The organism is Methanolobus zinderi, assembly GCF_013388255.1.
In the GTDB taxonomy this organism is placed as follows: domain Archaea; phylum Halobacteriota; class Methanosarcinia; order Methanosarcinales; family Methanosarcinaceae; genus Methanolobus; species Methanolobus zinderi.
In genome coordinates, this window is the sequence record NZ_CP058215.1 from 378,244 (window position 1) to 395,615 (window position 17,372).

The 17,372-nt window shown below is 45.0% G+C and carries 20 protein-coding genes and 1 tRNA gene; 14 read left to right on the top strand and 7 right to left on the bottom strand.

Annotated elements, in window-relative coordinates; genetic code table 11:
- The first annotated feature begins 81 nt into the window (after positions 1-81).
- Positions 82-1,281 (top strand): amidohydrolase, encoded by a 1,200-nt coding sequence (locus HWN40_RS01860; protein ID WP_425487360.1) that lies wholly within the window; start codon positions 82-84, stop codon positions 1,279-1,281.
- Positions 1,278-1,715, top strand: a complete 438-nt coding sequence (locus tag HWN40_RS01865) for a GNAT family N-acetyltransferase (protein WP_176964163.1) — start codon at positions 1,278-1,280, stop codon at positions 1,713-1,715. The genes HWN40_RS01860 and HWN40_RS01865 overlap by 4 nt, the downstream gene beginning before the upstream one ends.
- Positions 1,716-1,724: 9 nt before the next feature.
- On the opposite strand, the gene HWN40_RS01870 is transcribed toward HWN40_RS01865, so the two are convergent.
- The 4 genes from HWN40_RS01870 to hdrC form a co-directional block, all read right to left on the bottom strand.
- Positions 1,725-2,177 (bottom strand): N-acetyltransferase, encoded by a 453-nt coding sequence (locus HWN40_RS01870; RefSeq protein ID WP_343044092.1) that lies wholly within the window; start codon positions 2,175-2,177, stop codon positions 1,725-1,727.
- A 35-nt stretch (positions 2,178-2,212) separates the two neighbouring features.
- Positions 2,213-2,287 (bottom strand) — tRNA-Arg (locus HWN40_RS01875).
- A gap of 99 nt (positions 2,288-2,386) precedes the next feature.
- Positions 2,387-3,295 carry a CoB--CoM heterodisulfide reductase subunit B gene (gene hdrB, locus HWN40_RS01880; RefSeq protein WP_176964164.1) on the bottom strand — a complete coding sequence of 303 codons (909 nt, stop codon included), beginning with the start codon at positions 3,293-3,295 and terminating at the stop codon, positions 2,387-2,389.
- 1 nt (position 3,296) lies between these two features.
- The gene (gene hdrC, locus HWN40_RS01885) at positions 3,297-3,821 is read right to left on the bottom strand and encodes a CoB--CoM heterodisulfide reductase subunit C (protein WP_176964165.1); all 525 of its coding nucleotides are present in this window, start codon (positions 3,819-3,821) and stop codon (positions 3,297-3,299) included.
- Positions 3,822-4,183: 362 nt separating this feature from the next.
- Between hdrC and glnA (HWN40_RS01890) the strand changes: the two genes are divergently transcribed.
- The 5 genes from glnA (HWN40_RS01890) (at position 4,184) to HWN40_RS01910 (ending at position 10,070) form a co-directional block, all read left to right on the top strand.
- Entirely contained in the window at positions 4,184-5,524 is a 1,341-nt protein-coding gene (gene glnA, locus HWN40_RS01890) for a type I glutamate--ammonia ligase (protein WP_176964166.1), read from the top strand.
- Between the two features lie 217 nt (positions 5,525-5,741).
- Positions 5,742-6,794, top strand: coding sequence for a class II glutamine amidotransferase (locus HWN40_RS01895; RefSeq protein WP_176964167.1), 1,053 nt, complete (start codon positions 5,742-5,744; stop codon positions 6,792-6,794).
- Complete coding sequence (locus HWN40_RS01900) at positions 6,791-8,299, top strand: glutamate synthase-related protein (RefSeq protein ID WP_176964168.1); 1,509 nt, start codon at positions 6,791-6,793, stop codon at positions 8,297-8,299. Before HWN40_RS01895 ends, HWN40_RS01900 begins: the two co-directional genes overlap by 4 nt.
- Before the next feature lie 2 nt (positions 8,300-8,301).
- Complete coding sequence (locus HWN40_RS01905) at positions 8,302-9,042, top strand: GltB/FmdC/FwdC-like GXGXG domain-containing protein (RefSeq protein WP_176964169.1); 741 nt, start codon at positions 8,302-8,304, stop codon at positions 9,040-9,042.
- Complete coding sequence (locus HWN40_RS01910) at positions 9,033-10,070, top strand: Coenzyme F420 hydrogenase/dehydrogenase, beta subunit C-terminal domain (protein ID WP_246275952.1); 1,038 nt, start codon at positions 9,033-9,035, stop codon at positions 10,068-10,070. Before HWN40_RS01905 ends, HWN40_RS01910 begins: the two co-directional genes overlap by 10 nt.
- 207 nt (positions 10,071-10,277) lie before the next feature.
- On the opposite strand, the gene HWN40_RS01915 is transcribed toward HWN40_RS01910, so the two are convergent.
- The 3 genes from HWN40_RS01915 to HWN40_RS01925 all read right to left on the bottom strand — a co-directional run bounded on the left by HWN40_RS01915 (position 10,278) and on the right by HWN40_RS01925 (position 13,028).
- Positions 10,278-10,844 carry a GNAT family N-acetyltransferase gene (locus tag HWN40_RS01915; RefSeq protein WP_176964170.1) on the bottom strand — a complete coding sequence of 189 codons (567 nt, stop codon included), beginning with the start codon at positions 10,842-10,844 and terminating at the stop codon, positions 10,278-10,280.
- Positions 10,807-12,135: a type I glutamate--ammonia ligase gene (glnA, locus tag HWN40_RS01920; RefSeq protein ID WP_176964171.1), complete on the bottom strand. Its 1,329-nt coding sequence runs from the start codon at positions 12,133-12,135 to the stop codon at positions 10,807-10,809. The genes HWN40_RS01915 and glnA (HWN40_RS01920) overlap by 38 nt, the downstream gene beginning before the upstream one ends.
- A 173-nt stretch (positions 12,136-12,308) precedes the next feature.
- Complete coding sequence (locus HWN40_RS01925) at positions 12,309-13,028, bottom strand: NAD(P)-binding domain-containing protein (RefSeq protein ID WP_176964172.1); 720 nt, start codon at positions 13,026-13,028, stop codon at positions 12,309-12,311.
- A 435-nt stretch (positions 13,029-13,463) separates the two neighbouring features.
- Here HWN40_RS01925 and HWN40_RS01930 point away from each other — a divergent pair, with 435 nt between their 5' ends.
- From HWN40_RS01930 to HWN40_RS01960, 7 genes are all read left to right on the top strand, one after another.
- Complete coding sequence (locus tag HWN40_RS01930) at positions 13,464-13,916, top strand: MarR family winged helix-turn-helix transcriptional regulator (RefSeq protein ID WP_176964173.1); 453 nt, start codon at positions 13,464-13,466, stop codon at positions 13,914-13,916.
- Between the two features lie 17 nt (positions 13,917-13,933).
- Entirely contained in the window at positions 13,934-15,301 is a 1,368-nt protein-coding gene (locus tag HWN40_RS01935) for an MATE family efflux transporter (protein ID WP_176964174.1), read from the top strand.
- A gap of 75 nt (positions 15,302-15,376) precedes the next feature.
- Positions 15,377-15,691, top strand: a complete 315-nt coding sequence (locus HWN40_RS01940) for a Rieske (2Fe-2S) protein (protein WP_176964175.1) — start codon at positions 15,377-15,379, stop codon at positions 15,689-15,691.
- A gap of 30 nt (positions 15,692-15,721) precedes the next feature.
- A complete protein-coding gene (locus HWN40_RS01945) occupies positions 15,722-16,039 on the top strand; it encodes a Rieske (2Fe-2S) protein (protein WP_176964176.1) in 318 nt (105 codons plus the stop codon).
- Positions 16,039-16,287 carry a glutaredoxin family protein gene (locus HWN40_RS01950; RefSeq protein ID WP_176964177.1) on the top strand — a complete coding sequence of 83 codons (249 nt, stop codon included), beginning with the start codon at positions 16,039-16,041 and terminating at the stop codon, positions 16,285-16,287. The genes HWN40_RS01945 and HWN40_RS01950 overlap by 1 nt, the downstream gene beginning before the upstream one ends.
- Before the next feature lie 10 nt (positions 16,288-16,297).
- Positions 16,298-16,645: a ferredoxin-thioredoxin reductase catalytic domain-containing protein gene (locus HWN40_RS01955; protein WP_176964178.1), complete on the top strand. Its 348-nt coding sequence runs from the start codon at positions 16,298-16,300 to the stop codon at positions 16,643-16,645.
- 5 nt (positions 16,646-16,650) lie between these two features.
- Positions 16,651-17,232 carry a nitroreductase family protein gene (locus HWN40_RS01960; RefSeq protein WP_176964179.1) on the top strand — a complete coding sequence of 194 codons (582 nt, stop codon included), beginning with the start codon at positions 16,651-16,653 and terminating at the stop codon, positions 17,230-17,232.
- The last annotated feature ends 140 nt before the right edge of the window (positions 17,233-17,372 follow it).

Genomic DNA, 17,372 nt, shown 5'->3' on the forward strand with positions numbered 1-17,372 from the left:
CAATGATTCATGTATTTTCAAATGAATTAAATAGATCTGATTATATCCATTAGTTGTGTATTTGTTCTGAAATACTGATAGGTGAATCTGTTGAAAGCCCTTGATGAATGGATAATAGACCTTCGGCGACAATTCCATCGTGATCCGGAACTGAGTTTCAATGAGTACCGGACACAGGAAAGAATAATATCCGTGCTTGAAGAGCTCGGCATAAAATGTAAAAGAATCGCTGATACCGGGGTTATTGCCGATTTATACGGTAAAGGTCCGGGTCCATGCATAGCTGTTCGTTCCGACACGGACGCGCTTGCCGCAGTTGAGAAGCAGACGGAGTTCAATAAAGATTATATCTCAGAGAATCCCGGCGTCATGCATGCCTGCGGGCATGACGGTCATATGGCTATCGTGCTGGGGCTGGCAAGACTTTTGCAGGAGCAAAGGAACTCTTTCAATGGTTCTGTGAGACTGATATTCCAGCCTGCTGAGGAAGTACCTCCCGGCGGAGCGGCCCGGATAATCGGGGAAGGTGGTCTGGAAGGTGTTGATGCTGTCATTGGTCTCCATATCTTCGGGAATGTTGATGTCGGCGTTATCAACCTGCGCCCGGGTCCCTTCATGGCAAGCTCCAACCGGTTCACAGTAAAGATATTCGGAAAAGGGGGACATCATTCAATTCCCGAATACTGCGTTGATCCAATAGCAATAGCTGCTGAGTTCATATCATCCCTGAAGTCAGGCATCAGCGAAAAAATAGGTCCGTCGGATTACGTACTCGGTTTCGGTACTGTAAACAGTGGTGAACAATTCAACAGGACCCCTGATGAAGTGGAGATCGTAGGCAGTTTCAGGACATTCTCTGATGAGGATACCGGGATTATAGAAACCTCTATGTCCTCGCTTCTTGATTCACTCATGGAGGCGTATTCGTATAATTCCCATGCCGGAACCCCTTCCTATGAACTTGATGTTCAGTACGGGTATCCAGTGCTTTATAACGATCCGGCATTCACAGAGAAAGCCACTGGATTGCTGCAAAGCATCTTCCTGAAGGTCAACCCGGAAGCCAACGCAATATTCGGTGCCGAGGACTTTGCCTGTTATCTGCAGGAAGTCCCGGGGATGTATGCTATTGTCGGAACAAGGAATGTAGAAAAAGGAATTCTTGAAGGGAACCATTCATCAAGTTTTGATATAGATGAGGACATACTGATGATCGGTGTGCGGTTACTTCACACGCTTGCCCTTGATTTCCTGAAAGATCCCGGAGCATATCTCAAATGAATATCATACCATTCTCTCCGGAATATTCCGAAAAAGCAAAGTCTTTTGTTATCGGTGTGCTCTCCGATGAAGGTTTTGTCTGTGATTCTCTGAAGGATTCTGACCTTGATGATATAGAAGGCAACTATATTGAAAATGGAGGTGCTTTCTTCCTGGCTATAGATGACGGAGAGATAGCAGGTAGTTCTGCGGTAAGGAACCTTGGCTCAGGTATCTGTGAGATCAAAAGGCTTTATGTAAAAAAAGAATTCAGGGGCAGAGGTCTGGGACTTGCCCTGTTCAGAAAGGCACTTGAATTCGCAGAGATGAATTATTCGCTTGTAAGGCTTAAGACCGACCCGTCTCTTAAAAAGGCCATATCACTCTATCTGGGACATGGTTTTATCAGGGTAAAAGAAGAGGACAGGGCTGTTTATTTTGAGAAGCCCCTGTGACATTCAGGTTTATATCTCTTTCAGCATTGCAACTTCATCACAATTGGGGAATTTGGGACACTTTATACACCCGCTCCATACCTTATGTGGAAGTAGCTGCTTGTCGATTATCTTAAACCCCTGCTTCTCAAAGAAGGGAACTGCATAGGTCAGCGTAAATACATTTTTTATTCCAAGGTCCTTTGCCTCATCAAGGCAGGATCTTACAAGTTCGGTGCCGATACCCTGTTCTCGATATTCTTTCTTTACGGCAAAGGACATCACCTCTGCCATGTCCTCCCAGCTTACCTGAAGGGCACAGCAGCCTATGATCTCGTTATCTATCTCACAGACGTAGAAACTGCGGGTGAACTCATAGAGTTCACTTAAAGAACGCTGGAGCATCAGTTCCTGTTTTGCATAGTTATCTATGATGCTCTTTATACCTGGTATATCGTTAACAATAGCCTTTCTTATTATCAATCATAGATCTCCGGAAATCATTAAAGGAAAAATAGCGAGCGTGAAGGGATTTGAACCCCCGGCTTGCAGCTTAGGAGGCTGCCGCCATATCCTGACTAGGCCACACGCTCATATCGCGGTACACTGTAATAGCATTCAGTTTCTTAAACTTATTGGTGGAATCTTATGTTCAGGATACTATAATATAGAATATAGATTTTTCTTCACGATTATTCCATTTCCTCTGATAGTAATATACGTTCTATCTTTTCAATGAAGTCTTTATTGATAGTGACATTTCGGTCTATCCCCAGCATCTCCGCGGGAAAACCCATTGCCAGTCCCAGAAGTTGCGTGTAGTGCAATACCGGTATATTATAGTCTGTTCCGGTCTTCTGTCTGATCTCCTCCTGGCCCGCATCAAGTTGCATATGGCAGAAAGGACAGGCATTGACTATACAGTCGATATTCGCCTCCTTTATTCGGGAGAGTTTGTGGTCTGCCATCTTCAGGGAATCGTCCTTTAATGCCGAACGCACTCCTCCACCGGCTCCGCAGCATTCCATCTTATCCGGGTAATCCACACTTGTTGCACCCAGACACTCGATCAGCTCGTCGAAGAACTCAGGACGCTCAAAGGCTCCAAGCCCCCTGCTCCTTGATGGTTTGAGCAGGTGACATCCGTAATGCACGGCAACCCGGAGGTCAAGTGTTTTATCCAGATGTGATCTTATATTATCTATACCTACGTCTTTGTAGAGGTACTCTATTATATGTCTGACCTCGACATTTCCTTTGAATTCCTTTCCGAGCTTTGCCAGATGCTCATTGGTCTTCTCCCTTAACTGCGGCTCGCTCTTTAATATTTGGTTTGCATCGGCCAGTGAAGCAAAGCATCCGTTGCATATGGTCAGTATGTCTCTCTGCAGGGTTTCGGAAAGTACTATATTGCGGGCTGCAACAGCAAGCCAGGTTGGTTCGTCAAAAGATCTGAACACTCCCGGGGCAGGGCAGCAGGAAGCACCTTCAAGGTCGACAAAATCGATATCCAGTTTTGCAAGACATAACCTGGTTGCCATCTCTATACCGGGATATCTGTTTGGTATCAGGCAGCCAAGAAAGATTGTAAGTCCTTTCATTTTACTTCCTCTTCAAGCTCCCTTTCCTTTTCTTTCCCAGCAATCTGTCAAAGCCACATGAGCTGAGGAGTGTTTTTATTTCTTCAAGCTCTTCCGGATACTTGTGGACGGTTTCGGGTAACTCTTCAAGTCCGATCTCAACTCTGTTTTTTCTGTTCTCCTCATCAATTGGCACTGCATGACCATGCTCAAGGAGAAGTTCACTGACCTTTCTGTGCTCGGAATGCATTATCCCTTCATGTGCTGCAAGTGTCCTGATACCGAGTACTGCGTCTACGATATCAATGTTCCTCGGGCAGCGCTCCTGGCAGTTGTAACAGGTGGTGCACATCCATAATTCCTCTTCCCGGATCACGTCGGAATTCCTGGCGGCTTTTCTGACAAGTTTCCGGATGTTAAGGCTGGTATGCCTGCCGGAAGGACAGCTGCCGCTGCATACGCCACACTGCATACACTTGAATATATCCTTGCAGGCATTTTTGACTCCGCTTGATATGCCTGCATTGTCCTGTGATGTATAAGACATGGTACTCACATTTTTGAGAGCTTTTTCGTGAAGTAAAATTATAGCTCCTTCTCTGTATTTTTTGCAAATCTGATAAACCTTCCGACAAAAAATGGTCCGAAATCTCGGTCAGGGTTATCGCTTGTTTTTCTTCCACGTTCTGAGATCCTTTAGCTTACTGGGAAAACGTCTGCATATTGGAGCACTTATTCTTCCGTGTACCAAATAGAAACTCTACCGTGCATGTTTATTAGTTATAAGCTCTCTTTGTTTGTAGGAGTTAGAAATGGGGTTTTCATGCCAACTACAAAGCGATACTTATTTATAGAGGATAATAGGTAATGGGATACTTACAACCCCTAATGAATAGAGGAGTAATCAAAATGGTAAAATCAAATCCAGTAACAAAGGAAGAAGTGTTACAGGCTGTAACTGAGAACGATGTTAAATTCATAAGAATCCAATTCACCGACACAATGGGTATGATCAAAAGCTGGGCAATCCCTGCAGAAGATCTCGATGAAGCATTTGAAAATGGTGTAATGTTCGATGGTTCATCAATCGAAGGTTTCACAAGGATCGAAGAGTCCGACATGATCCTCATGCCAGACCCAACAACCTTCAGAATTCTCCCATGGAGACCTCAGGAAGGCGCAGTCGCCCGTATCATTGGTGATGTATACAGACCAAACGGTCAACCATTCGAAGGCGACCCAAGATACGTCCTGAAAAGAGCTATCGAGAAGGCAGCAGAAAAGGGCTACACAATGAATATCGGTCCTGAGTGTGAATTCTTCCTGTTTGAGCTCGATGAGAATGGTCACCCAACCACAAACCTTACAGACCACGGTGGATATTTCGACTTCACACCTCTTGACAAGGCACAGGATGTAAGAAGAGCAATAGACTTTGCTCTTGAGGATATGGGATTCAAGATCGAAGCATCCCACCACGAGGTAGCTCCATCACAGCACGAGATAAACTTCAGATTCGGTGATGTACTTACCACATGTGACAACATTGTAACATTCAAATATGTTGTAAAGTCCATTGCAGCACACATGGGCTACTACGCAACATTCATGCCAAAACCACTCTTTGGTGAAAACGGTTCAGGTATGCACTCCAACCAGTCCCTCATGAAGGACGGCAAGAACGCATTCTACGATCCAAACACATCAGACCAGCTCTCAGAAACTGCAAAGCAGTACATTGCAGGTCTCCTCACACATGTCCGTGACTTCGCTGCAATCACAAATTCAACAGTAAACTCATACAAGAGACTTGTTCCAGGATATGAGGCACCTATCTACTGTACATGGTCTTCAGCAAACCGCAGTTCCCTTATCAGGATCCCTGCAACAAGAGGAAAGGGTACAAGGGTAGAACTGAGATGCCCGGACCCAGCATGTAACCCATACCTTGCATTCGCTGCAATGCTCTGTGCAGGTCTTGACGGTATTGAGAAGGGAATGGATGCAGGAACATCAACCGATGTAAACCTCTTCCAGCTCTCCGAGGAAGACAGAGAAGCAAAAGGTATCGAATCCATGCCAGGTAACCTTAAGGAAGCAATTGACCTTATGGCTGGTAGTGACTTTGTCAAGGATGTGCTTGGTGAGCATGTATTTAAGAACTACATCGAATCCAAGACTGCCCAGTGGGACGATTACAAGGCTCAGGTCCACCAGTGGGAACTTGACACCTATCTTAGCATATTGTAAGGGAAATAATTCCCTTACTTTAAATTAAGAAAAAACTCAAACAACAAATACTAATAACTATATCTTTGACAGGCAGCCTTTTTTTGCTGCTAAAACGTGAATCAGAGTTGTTCACGAGAATCGGGCTTTTCAATATGGATTTTTTGCATGGTTAAGTTCATATTGGGTTAGTACTATTTCATAGCCCCCCAAAGACTAAATACTTATAGTGATCAACATGTGCGGAATTATAGGCGTAATCGATCGGACCATGGCCAGAATGGATGGATCCAGTATAAAGAAGGCCCTGAGTCTGATGGATGAAAGAGGAAGTGGTGAAGGAGCCGGATATGTAGCATATGGTATATATCCTGATTACTCCGATTGTTATGCTATCCACGTTTTTTTTGATAATCTGTTAGAACCAAAAACAAATGTAGACCGGATTTTGCAAAAATGGGGCAGGATCGTTTACCAGGAAGAGATCCCTACATATGAACAGCCCAATCTTAAAAGAGAGCATATCCCCTGGAGATATTTTTTCAAACCCTACACCGATTTGATGGTGGGTACCACCAATCCCGATGACGATAATGTCAAGCGTCTCGTGATGACCATCAATTCAACCGTTGAAGGTGCTCTGGTCTTCTCCTCAGGTATAAACCTGGGAGTCTTCAAGGCATCGGGATGGCCCGAGGATGTAGCCAACTTTTACAGAATAGAGGACTACAAAGGCTACATATGGCTTGCACACAACCGTTATCCTACCAACACTTCCGGATGGTGGGGCGGTGCTCATCCTTTCAACCTTCTCGATTGGTCGGTCGTTCACAATGGCGAGATAACCTCATATGGTACCAACCGTCGCTATGTGGAAAGTCACGGTTACCAATGTACAATGTCAACAGATACAGAAGTTGTAGCTTATCTGTTTGATCTGATTGGCAGAAGACATGGTCTTCCGTCGGATATGGTGGTAGAAGCTCTTGCTCCTCCTTTCTGGGATGAGATCGACGAAATGCCGGAAAAACAAGAAGAGTTCATGCGTGCACTGCGCCTGACATACGGCCCTGCACTGATGAACGGTCCATTTGCAATAGTAATAGCCACAAAGGATGGAATAGTCGGCTTTACTGACAGGATCAAGCTGCGTCCCCTTGTAGTAGGAGAAAACGATTCAAAACTCTATATCTCCAGTGAAGAGGCAGCTATCCGTATAATGGACCCGGATGTGGAAAGAATTTATATGCCAAGGGCAGGAGAGCCTGTCATCGGGAGGGTTACACAATGAGTCTTGGTAGCGTTCCCCTGAAATACAAGATAAGCATTGATCGTGACCAGTGTATGAAATGTATGCGCTGTGTCGATAACTGTTCATACGGTGTGTACAGGATAGAGGATGATAAGATAATCATCGACTCCCGTAAATGTACAGCATGTCATCGCTGTATCTCCATGTGTCCCAGGGATGCCATAATGCTTCAGGAGAGGCCTGTGGACTATCGCAGCCACCCTCTCTGGACAACAGAGGCACGTGAAGACGTGATAAACCAGGCACGTTCGGGAAAGATAATCCTGTCAGGAATGGGGAATGCAGTTGACTATCCTATTATATTTGACAGGCTTGTACTGGATGCCTGCCAGGTAACCAATCCGAGTATCGATCCTCTGAGAGAGCCAATGGAACTGAGGACCTACATCGGAAAGAAGCCTGAAAAACTTGATTTCACAATGAAGGATGGAGATGTGGAACTCAATACAAAGCTTGCTCCCAATCTCAAGCTCGATACTCCCATTATGATCGGTCACATGAGCTACGGTGCTATCAGTCTGAATGCACAGCTCAGTCTTGCAAAGGCAGTTGCAAAGACCGGCACTTTCATGGGAACCGGTGAGGGAGGTATGCACGAGGCAATCTATCCATATCAGGACCATTCCATAGTCCAGATCGCATCTGGACGTTTCGGTGTTGATATCGACTATCTGGAACGTGGTGCAGCCATTGAGATAAAGGTTGGACAGGGAGCAAAACCAGGTATTGGCGGACACCTTCCAGGAGAGAAGGTCTGTGCCGATGTATCATGCACCCGCATGATACCTCTGGGTTCGGATGCCATAAGTCCTGCTCCTCATCATGATATTTACAGTATAGAGGACCTTGCACAACTGGTACGCAGCCTTAAAGAGGCTACCAATTGGGAGAAACCGGTCTTTGTTAAGATCGCTGCAGTACACAATGTGGCTGCAATTGCCGCAGGTATAGCAAGATCATCTGCCGATGCCGTCGTAATTGATGGTTTCAAGGGAGGTACTGGTGCAGCACCAAAGGTATTCAGGGACAATGTAGGTATTCCAATCGAGGCTGCAATTGCAGCAGTCGACCAGAAGCTCAATGACCAGGGTATCAGGAATGAAGTCTCCATCATAGCCAGTGGCGGACTTCGTAACAGTGCAGATCTGGCAAAATCCATAGCACTCGGTGCGGATGCAGTATACATCGGAACTGCCTCACTTATAGCACTTGGCTGCCGCGTTTGTGGCAGCTGCTATCGTGGACTCTGCCCCTGGGGTATCGCAACCCAGAGGCCGGAACTGGTTGAGCGTATCGACTCTGATGTCGGATCTGAGAACGTTGCAAATCTGATCCGCGGCTGGACACTCGAGCTAAGTGAACTCATGGGAGCAGCAGGTCTGAACAGTATTGAAAGCCTGCGTGGTAACCGTGAACGTCTGCGTGGTTACATGCTTGACGAAGGTCTGCTTGACGTACTGAAAATCGAATCCGTGGGGGCCTGAAAGTGGAACCTGTGGTAATAGATGCTAAGGGTGTGCACTACACCCCTCTGAACAAACAGATCCGTGCTGCCATTGCTTCCGGTGTAAAGGAGATAGTACTCAATAATGTTCTTGGACAGCGTTTCATAGGTAATGGACTGAGAGGCGATGCAAAAATCACCATCAATGGTGTACCCGGTGGGGATCTTGGAATGTTCATGAGCGGTCCCGAGTGTGAGGTATTCGGTGATGCAGAACATGCACCGGGCAATACAATGGATAAGGGTTCACTTGTCATTCACGGAAGTGCCGGTGACGCCGTTGCACACAGCATGCGTGGCGGTAAGGTCTTTGTTGAAGGTAATATCGGCTATCGTGGCGGCATCCACATGAAAGAATACGAGGGAAAGCGCCCGATACTAGTTGTAGGCGGCACGTCCCATGCATTCCTTGGCGAATATATGGCCGGAGGACTCATTCTTGTGCTTGGTATCGGTCATGAGCCAGCGGTCCAGGACCGTGGTATCGGCAGTGGTATACACGGCGGCGAGATTGTCATCCGGGGCGATGTCAGCGACAGGCTGCTCGGTGTAGGAGCCAAGAAGGTTGAATTCACCGGTGAAGACCTCCAGAGACTGACTCCTGTGATAAAAGAGTTCTGTGGAAGGTTCGACATAGACCCGTCTCCTTTCCTGGACACGAACTACTCAAGAATAATTCCTGCAAGCAGCAGACCATTTGCAGGTAAATACACATGGGAGTGATCACAATGGCAGGTAAAAATTATTTAGATCTTAAGGCAGAAATCTGGGATACGGGTAAATGTGCAGCATGTGGTGCCTGTGTGGCCGTATGCCCGGCAGATGCTATCTATTTTGAAATTGGCAGGGATTCCACAAGTCCTCTGAACAGTGGTTACTGTAAGGATGTAAATGACGGAGTACCCTGTGGTGCATGCTATGCAGTATGCCCCAGAATCGACAAAGCACCGTCAGAGGTTCTCGGAGACTATATTGATATCGTATCTGCAAAGGCAGAGATGGAAGTCCCGAAAAAACAGAGCGGTGGTGCTGTGACAGCAATACTCACAAACGCACTCGATGAAGGTATGATCGATGCGGTGGTCACTGTCGTGGAAGATCCCTGGACGCTCAGGCCTTCATCCGCTGTTATCACTTCATCTGAAGTACTTGTTCATCAGGCAGGAAGCCGATACAACTGGTGGGTTCCTCTTGTCGCATCACTCAAGGAAGCCGTCATGAAGCGCAAGTTCACCAACATAGCAGTTGTAGGTGTTCCATGTGTGGTCCAGGCAGTGGAAAAGATGCGGGAAAGTGATCTTGATCTTCTGCGTCCGTTCAGGAAATATATCCGCTTTGTAATGGGACTTTTCTGTACCGAGACATTTGATTACGAGAAACTCGTACAGGACAAACTTATTGCAGAGCGTCAGATCGATCCTCTTGATATTATACACTTTGATGTCAAGGGCAAACTTGAGATCACCCTGAAAGATGGGAACATGACCATCATCTCACTGAAAGACGTTGAGGACTGTGTACGTCCGGGATGTAATATCTGTACGGATCTCACGGCTCTGGATGCTGATGTATCCGCAGGTTCCATTGGCAGCGATAAAGGTTACACGACCCTGATCATACGCAGTGCCGTGGGCAAACAGTTCATAGAGAGTGCTGTGGACAATGGAAAACTGTCAATTGAAAATGATGTGAATCTGGAATCGGTGGAAAAGCTGTCTAAAAAGAAGCTTGGCCGAATGCCGGAGGAATAAACCAAAAACAAATATCACATTTATGGACACGGTACCTATACACTTCCTCTATTCTTCCTAACCATGCAATAGGTATCGTGTCCGGACTTTTTCAATGTTCAAAGCGGTCAGGTACGGCAATGGATGCCTGATATACAAAACCGCTATGAAAGGGATTTTTCAACCTGTCTTAAGGAAAGCTCTTCTCTTATCGAACACAATCTTATATTATTGTTTTGCAGATTTAGCAGGTTCGATCTTCTTCCGGTAATTGAAAGTATTGATGTTCCTGCCTCTGTCGTTCAGGATCACAGAGTATATGCTGTATCCCAGTTTCTCATAGAATCTCATAGCCTTCTTATTACCGGTCCAGGTGCAGAGATATAACTTATCAATGCCTTTTTCAAGTAATTTTCTTTCAAGCTCTGCAAGCAGTATCTCGCCCAGTCCGGCTTTACGATATGCCGGGCGCGTAGCAAAAAAGTTGATGTATGCTCTGTCCCTTCCCTGCCACCCTCTGGTGCAGCCAACCATTGCAAGAAATCCATGAAGTTTATCGGAGTGTTCCGGATTTTTAGTTTGTACGATGAGATAGTTTGCATCAGGGGTTGCAAGAGTGTTCCGGACTCTTTCATAGATCCCTCCTCCCCTCTGTGAGAGGGGAGGGCAGAACTCACTGTCAACAAGTTCTATAAATTGCAGGACCTCACTGAAGTCTTCCTTTGTAGCTTCTCTTATGATGATGTTCTCTTCAGCATCAGAATGTGTTAAGATATCTGCTGACTTCCCATTCATGTACCTGTGTCCTGTATGCATCCCATTCGGCCCTTGCAAGCCTGAGGATGTTGTTATGCACATGTGCACCAAGTTTTTCCCTCATCAATTCGTCCTTTTCCAGATAGTTACAACTCTCATTTATGGTACTGGGCAGAATTTCAATGGACCTTTCTTTTAGTTCTTCAGGCGTAAGGTCGAAGACGTTCTGGTCCATTATCTGGGGAGGCTCTTTCCTGTTCTTTATGCCATCAAGTCCGGCTGCAAGTATGGCAGCAAATGTCAGGTAGGGGTTACAGGAAGGATCAGGGCTTCGAAGTTCTGTTCTCGTACTGTTCCCGCGGGCTGAAGGTATGCGGATAAGTGAGCTGCGGTTGGCTCCTGACCACGTAATGTAAACCGGTGCCTCGTATCCGGGTATGAGCCTCTTGTATGAATTGACAAGCGGGTTTGCAATGCAGGAAATGGCTTTTATGTGCTCGAGGACACCTGCAATAAAATACCTTGCAGTGTCACTGATCTCCATATCGTCTTCAGGGTCATAGAACGCATTTTTACCGTCCTTTGAGAGTGACAGGTTAATGTGCATTCCGGAACCATTCTCGGTGGCAATGGGCTTTGGCATGAAAGTTGCATGCAGTCCGTAGGTCTTTGCGATGGTTCTTGTGACATACCTGAAGGTTACCACGTTGTCGGCTGTTGAAAGAGCATCACCGTACTTGAAATCTATCTCATGCTGCCCAAAGGCCACTTCATGATGAGAGGCTTCAATATCAAAATTAAGATCTGTCAGCGTAAGGACAATATCTCTTCTGATATCCTCTGCAAGATCGGTGGGTGCGAACTCAAAATAGCGTCCGTAATCATTGGGTGTGGTTGTGGCTTTCCCGTCCTCTTTGGCAAAAAGGAAGAACTCAAGTTCTGGTCCCACATTGAACTCGTATCCCATCTCATGCGCTTCTTTCATAACCTTCTTCAGGACATAACGTGGGTCGGCTTCGAACTCTTTTCCGTCGGGCAGGTAAACATCACATATCATCCTGGCAACGACACCTTTATTCTTTCCCCAGGGAAGGATTGCAAAGGTCTTTGTGTCAGGTCTGAGCACCATGTCGGACTCATCGATCCTTACCATTCCTTCGATGGATGATCCGTCAAAGGAAATACCGGTGCTCAGTGCCTTCTCTATCTGTGTCACCGGGATCTCAACATCCTTTACTATTCCCTGTATATCAGTGAACTGTAACCGTATGAATTTGACATTATGTGTTTCGATGGCTTTGATCACATCGTCTTTGTTGTTGATCTTCATTCAATCGCCTTTATACTTCCTCTGATCTCTAAGCAGTCAATACAGAACTGCGATTGAATATTATTTGAAGGTAAAATTATACCTTCTGTAGGAAGGCCTGGTCGTACCTCCCTGTTAAAAAAGATTGGGTTTTGGTTTTTGTAACCTGGAGCATACTGTTTGCAAAAACAGTTTCAAATGAATTTAATACTTACATCTTTCATGTTATTCCTTGCGGAAATATTGATGATAAGCGGTGTGAGTGACTCAAGCATTGCAGAGGCTTCAAGAGGACCCGTATCAAGAGGTCTCATATCCGATATGTCCTCCACAAGTTCGAATACAAGCTTTTTAGAGTATTCAGAGCTTCCGCAAACCCCGATGTCATAATTGAGTTCCAGTTCAAGATTTGCAAGTTTTTTCGCAGGGACTGTATGGAAAGCAGATACAAGTTCTGTTCCTGCAGGCAACATCTTTTCGATTTCCTGCGCCGCACTTCCTGCTTCAGGCATAGTGAAACAGAAATAGTCGGTATTGAACTGGTCACTTGATATTGGCACGGTACGAGGTTTCGCATTTGGGCTTATATAACACAGGTTCTTTTCCATGGGTACGACAACGCTGATAAAGATCTGTTCATCGATAACAGGAGTTATCAGGTCTATCAGGGATTGAAGCCGGTTATACCGGATAGCAATTACAACTATTTCAGCATTCTCTGTTGCTGTCTTATTGTCAGTGCCTGTGATATGAGCCTCATATCCACGGTCTTCAAGTATCTCTTTGTATTCCCCGGCGAATGCTTCAGCTTTCTCAGCATTTCTGGAGCCGATTATTATGTCATGTTTCTGGCCCCAGCGAAGTGCAAACCCTCTGCCTATATTGCCTGTTCCTCCAAGTATCGCTATTCTCATGCCTGTTCTCCATTACGGTCTTGCATTACTATAAGTTTAATCAATGCGCTTGTTGCTTTTATACTTGACCTGTGAGTATTGTGTTAATCCGTGTCATGATATTTATACTATTGCTCATTCTGCATTAATTTAGGCTTCTGCAGGTGTAACCTGTAAGATTCAAATTAAGAGATACAAGAATTTTCCATCAGGACTTACTCTTCGGGATGAGGGCTATACCGTTCTGGAAATATGGTATTACTACAACAATGAATACTTCATAGACCTGGAAAATTATTTGGGAAACGCGCCGGATAACTGGATGAGCATATCTTCCAGTTATTATTGATTTTTTTTACCGTTTTCTCTTTTCTTTGAAACTTGCCATATGTTTATATATTTGTTTCACGTTAAACAATTTAGTTTCACATGAAACTATTCATCAAAGGAGTATCTATGAAACAATCTGAAAGGATTGGTGCTAAGATCGCTTGCATCTTCACGCACAATCACCTCTACATCGAGAATGCCCTGGAATCCTATAATCTAAAGGGCCCAATGTTTGCTTTCTTGCTTGTTCTATCATCTAAGGAGGGCTGTTCTCAGGAAAGCCTGGCAAAGTATCTCAATCTCAGCAAGGCTACCGCGACACGTGCTATCACAGCACTTGAAAAGGAGGGTTACATCTACCGTGAGAGGGATGATGCTGACAGGAGAATATACCGTGTTTTCATCTCAGGTAAGGGTCGTGAACTGCTTCCTGTGATCAATGATGCACTTTACAAGTGGAACCGGATCCTTCTTTCACAGTTTTCGGATGAAGAGGAAGAGACCTTCAGGAAACTCCTTGACAAAGCAAAGGATACACTGATGGAATACGACAAAGAATCGGACCAGAAACACAAATAACAGAATCAGAAGAATCTATGAACAACAAAAGTGAATTTTTAGGCACAGAGGATATAAACAAATTACTGTGGAAACTGTCAACACCTGCCATTATAGGGCTTCTGGTACAGGCATTCTACAACCTCGTGGACACATTATTCGTAGGCAGGGCACTTGGTGAACAGAGCGTACTGGGAATTGCAGGCGTAGCTGTTGCTTTTCCCCTGCAGATGCTTATGATGGCAATATCCATTGGTATAGGTGTGGGTGGTTCTTCGGTAATTTCCCGTATGCTTGGTTCAAAGGATATCAATAAAGCTGAGAAGACACTCGGGAATGTATTTGCATATACATTGATACTCAGTATTATTTTCCAGATCCTGTTCTTCTTCAATGTAGATGCGGTACTGAATTTGTTCGGTGCCACATCTGATAACCTGCCCTACGCAAAGGAATACTCGGTTGTGATCCTGCAGGGCGCATTTGCATTTACCTTCGGTTTCGTATTGAACAATCTCGTGAGGGCCGAGGGTAATTCAAAGGTTGCCATGAACAACATGGTTTTCTCAGGTGTCCTGAACATTTTCCTTGATGCCATCCTTATGTTCGGATTCGGGATGGGTGTTAAGGGTGCGGCTCTTGCAACCGTACTTGCACAACTTGCAGGCACTCTGTATCTATTGCACTACTATATGAGCGGAAAAAGTCCCCTGAAACTTGAACTGGGTAATCTTGTTCCTCAGTTCCCACTGATAAAAGAGATAACATTGATTGGCTTTGGTTCCTTTGTGATGGGAGCATCCAACAGTTTCATGATGCTGGTACTAAACAATGTGCTTGCGGTCTATGGTGGTGATCTTTCCATAGCCGTCTTTGGTGTAGCCATTAAACTGATGATGCTGATTCTTATGCCTATTATCGGTATCTCACACGGCCTCCAGCCAATAGTCGGTTACAACTTCGGTGCGGAAAATTATGCAAGGGTGAATGAATCCGTCAAAAAATCGTTGATTGTCACTACTATGTTCGGGCTGGCAGGCCTGATATTGTTATCCATGTTCCCGGGTACTTTCTTCAGCCTGTTCAGTACGGATGCGGATCTTATCAGCAGTGGAGCATCCGCTATGAGAATAATGGTTCTCGCAAGCCCTCTGATCGGTATTAACGTGATCGGAACTACTCTGTTCCAGTCGGTGGGGAAAGCCCGGCCATCCTTTTTCCTGTCAATGTGCCGTCAGATACTTTTCCTGATACCACTGGTGATCCTGCTTCCATACTACTTCGATCTTTCAGGTGTGTGGATGGCTTCCCCACTGTCTGACCTGTTTGCCAGCCTTCTTAGTATGTTCTTTGTCCTGAAGGAATATCAGTATTTCAAACACCGGGTAGACGGTGATTACTCCTGATATTTCCACTTTTTGAGTGTGTTCACGACAATTATTTATAATTGTGAATCCCTGCTTTATATGGGAGGTTATCATATGCCGGAGAAATCCTGGTTCTTTGCAATGAAGGAAAATGAACTGAATGAGGGAAAAATAGGTTTTGCCAGGGTAAAAGGCACTCCTGTTATTCTTGTAAAGAAGGATGATACTATCTATTCCCTATATGGCAAATGTCTTCATATGGGCTGTCGCCTGTCCAAGGGAAATTTCATCGATGACTATACGTTAAAATGTGGTTGTCATGGCTGGGAATATGATATAAGATCCGGCAAGCATAATGGTGATGATAATACTGCTCTTGAAATTTATGAAAATAAAATAGAAGACGGGAAAATCCTGGTCCTGCTTTAAAAGAATAATCCTGACAGAAGGTGTGTATTTTTGGCTTCATGGATCTTTGCAATAAATGAGAATGAAATTAATGACGGTGAGAATAAGCCGTTACTTCTTGAAGGTAATGCGATACTTCTGGCCAGACAGGAGGGAAACTATTACGCGATGTCCAATAAATGTCCACATATGGGCTGTCCTTTTTCAAAAGGGACCATGGAAGGTTTCATTGTAAAATGTCCCTGCCATGACTGGGAATTCGATATCAGAAACGGAGAGTTTCTCACTGCATCGGAGATTAAGAATCCTGTATATGATACTAAGATCTCTGAAGGTCAGGTTTTTGTTAATATGGAAGGTGATCATTAATGAAGAAGATAATGATGTATACTCTGAGTACCTGTCCCTGGTGTATGAGGGCGAAGAAATTTTTCCGGGAAAAGGATATTCCCTTTGAGTATATCGATTACGATAAAGCCGATGAAGAAACCCGAAAGTCTATTCAGGAAGACTGCAAGGCTCATGGTGAGGAGATGTCCTTCCCTTTTGTCAAGACCGGAGAAGATGTAGTGGTAGGCTATAACCCTGAGAAATATTCAAAATTGCTGAAATCATGAAGGGTTGCTAATGGATACTGAAAAGCGAAAAGAACAACTCAGAAATATGTTCCAGCCACTTATTGAGTCTCTGGGATATAAATACAGTCCTGATGAGGAACTGGTTGATTTCCTGCTTGAGCAGGAAGTAAATCTGGAAAAGGAAAAGGGAAGTCCATACTGTCCCTGTCAGGGATTGACCGGAGAGCGGGAACACGATATGAAACTGGTATGTCCCTGTATACCTTTCCACAGGGAGCACTTTGACGCAATGAGGCGTTGCTGGTGCGGTCTTTATGTTCATAAGGATGTTGACAATCCTGATGACCTTCCTCAGATATCAAGGAAGGAATTTGAGCAGTCAAGAAATAAGGAGTGAAATACATGGTGGGGGAAGAGAACGAGGTCATACGGAACATAAAAACAAGAAGGAGTGTCCGTGACTATACTGATAAGCAGGTGAGCGAGGAATCCATAAATACGATCATAGATGCGGGAATACACGCTCCCACAGGTTTTGGGTCGGAACCCTGGTTCTTTGTGGTGATCCAGAACAGGGAAATGATGCAAAGGATGTCCGATTACTGCAAACCGAAATTGCTTTCGCAACTTGAGGATGTGCCAAGCGACAATGTTACTGAGTTTAAAAAGATGCTTAAAAAGGAAGAGTTTGATATCTTCTACAATGCTCCTCTGCTGATCATCGTACTTGGTAGCAATGCAGGTTTTACAACGGACTACGATTGTGCAATGTGTGCCCAGAACATGATGCTTGCAGCTCATTCCATGGGAATTGGCAGCTGCTGGGTGGGTACCGCATGCTTCATCCAGGACAATGAGGAGTTCATGAGCGAACTCGGGATTCCATACGATTACCGGGTCATAGCACCCATAGTATTCGGATACGAAGGTAAGGTCCGGGAAAGACCACCCAGGCAGGAGCCGGAAGTGGTCTGGATACACTGAAACAGGATCATTCTATCCTGTTGTCTTTTTCTTTGAAATTTCCAGACTTAATTCTTCCTGGATTCCACTAATTTAGGTAGATGGATTCAGGGTATGGTTTTTACTGTAATTATGAAAAATTAAAAAAGAGGCGGGTTTGG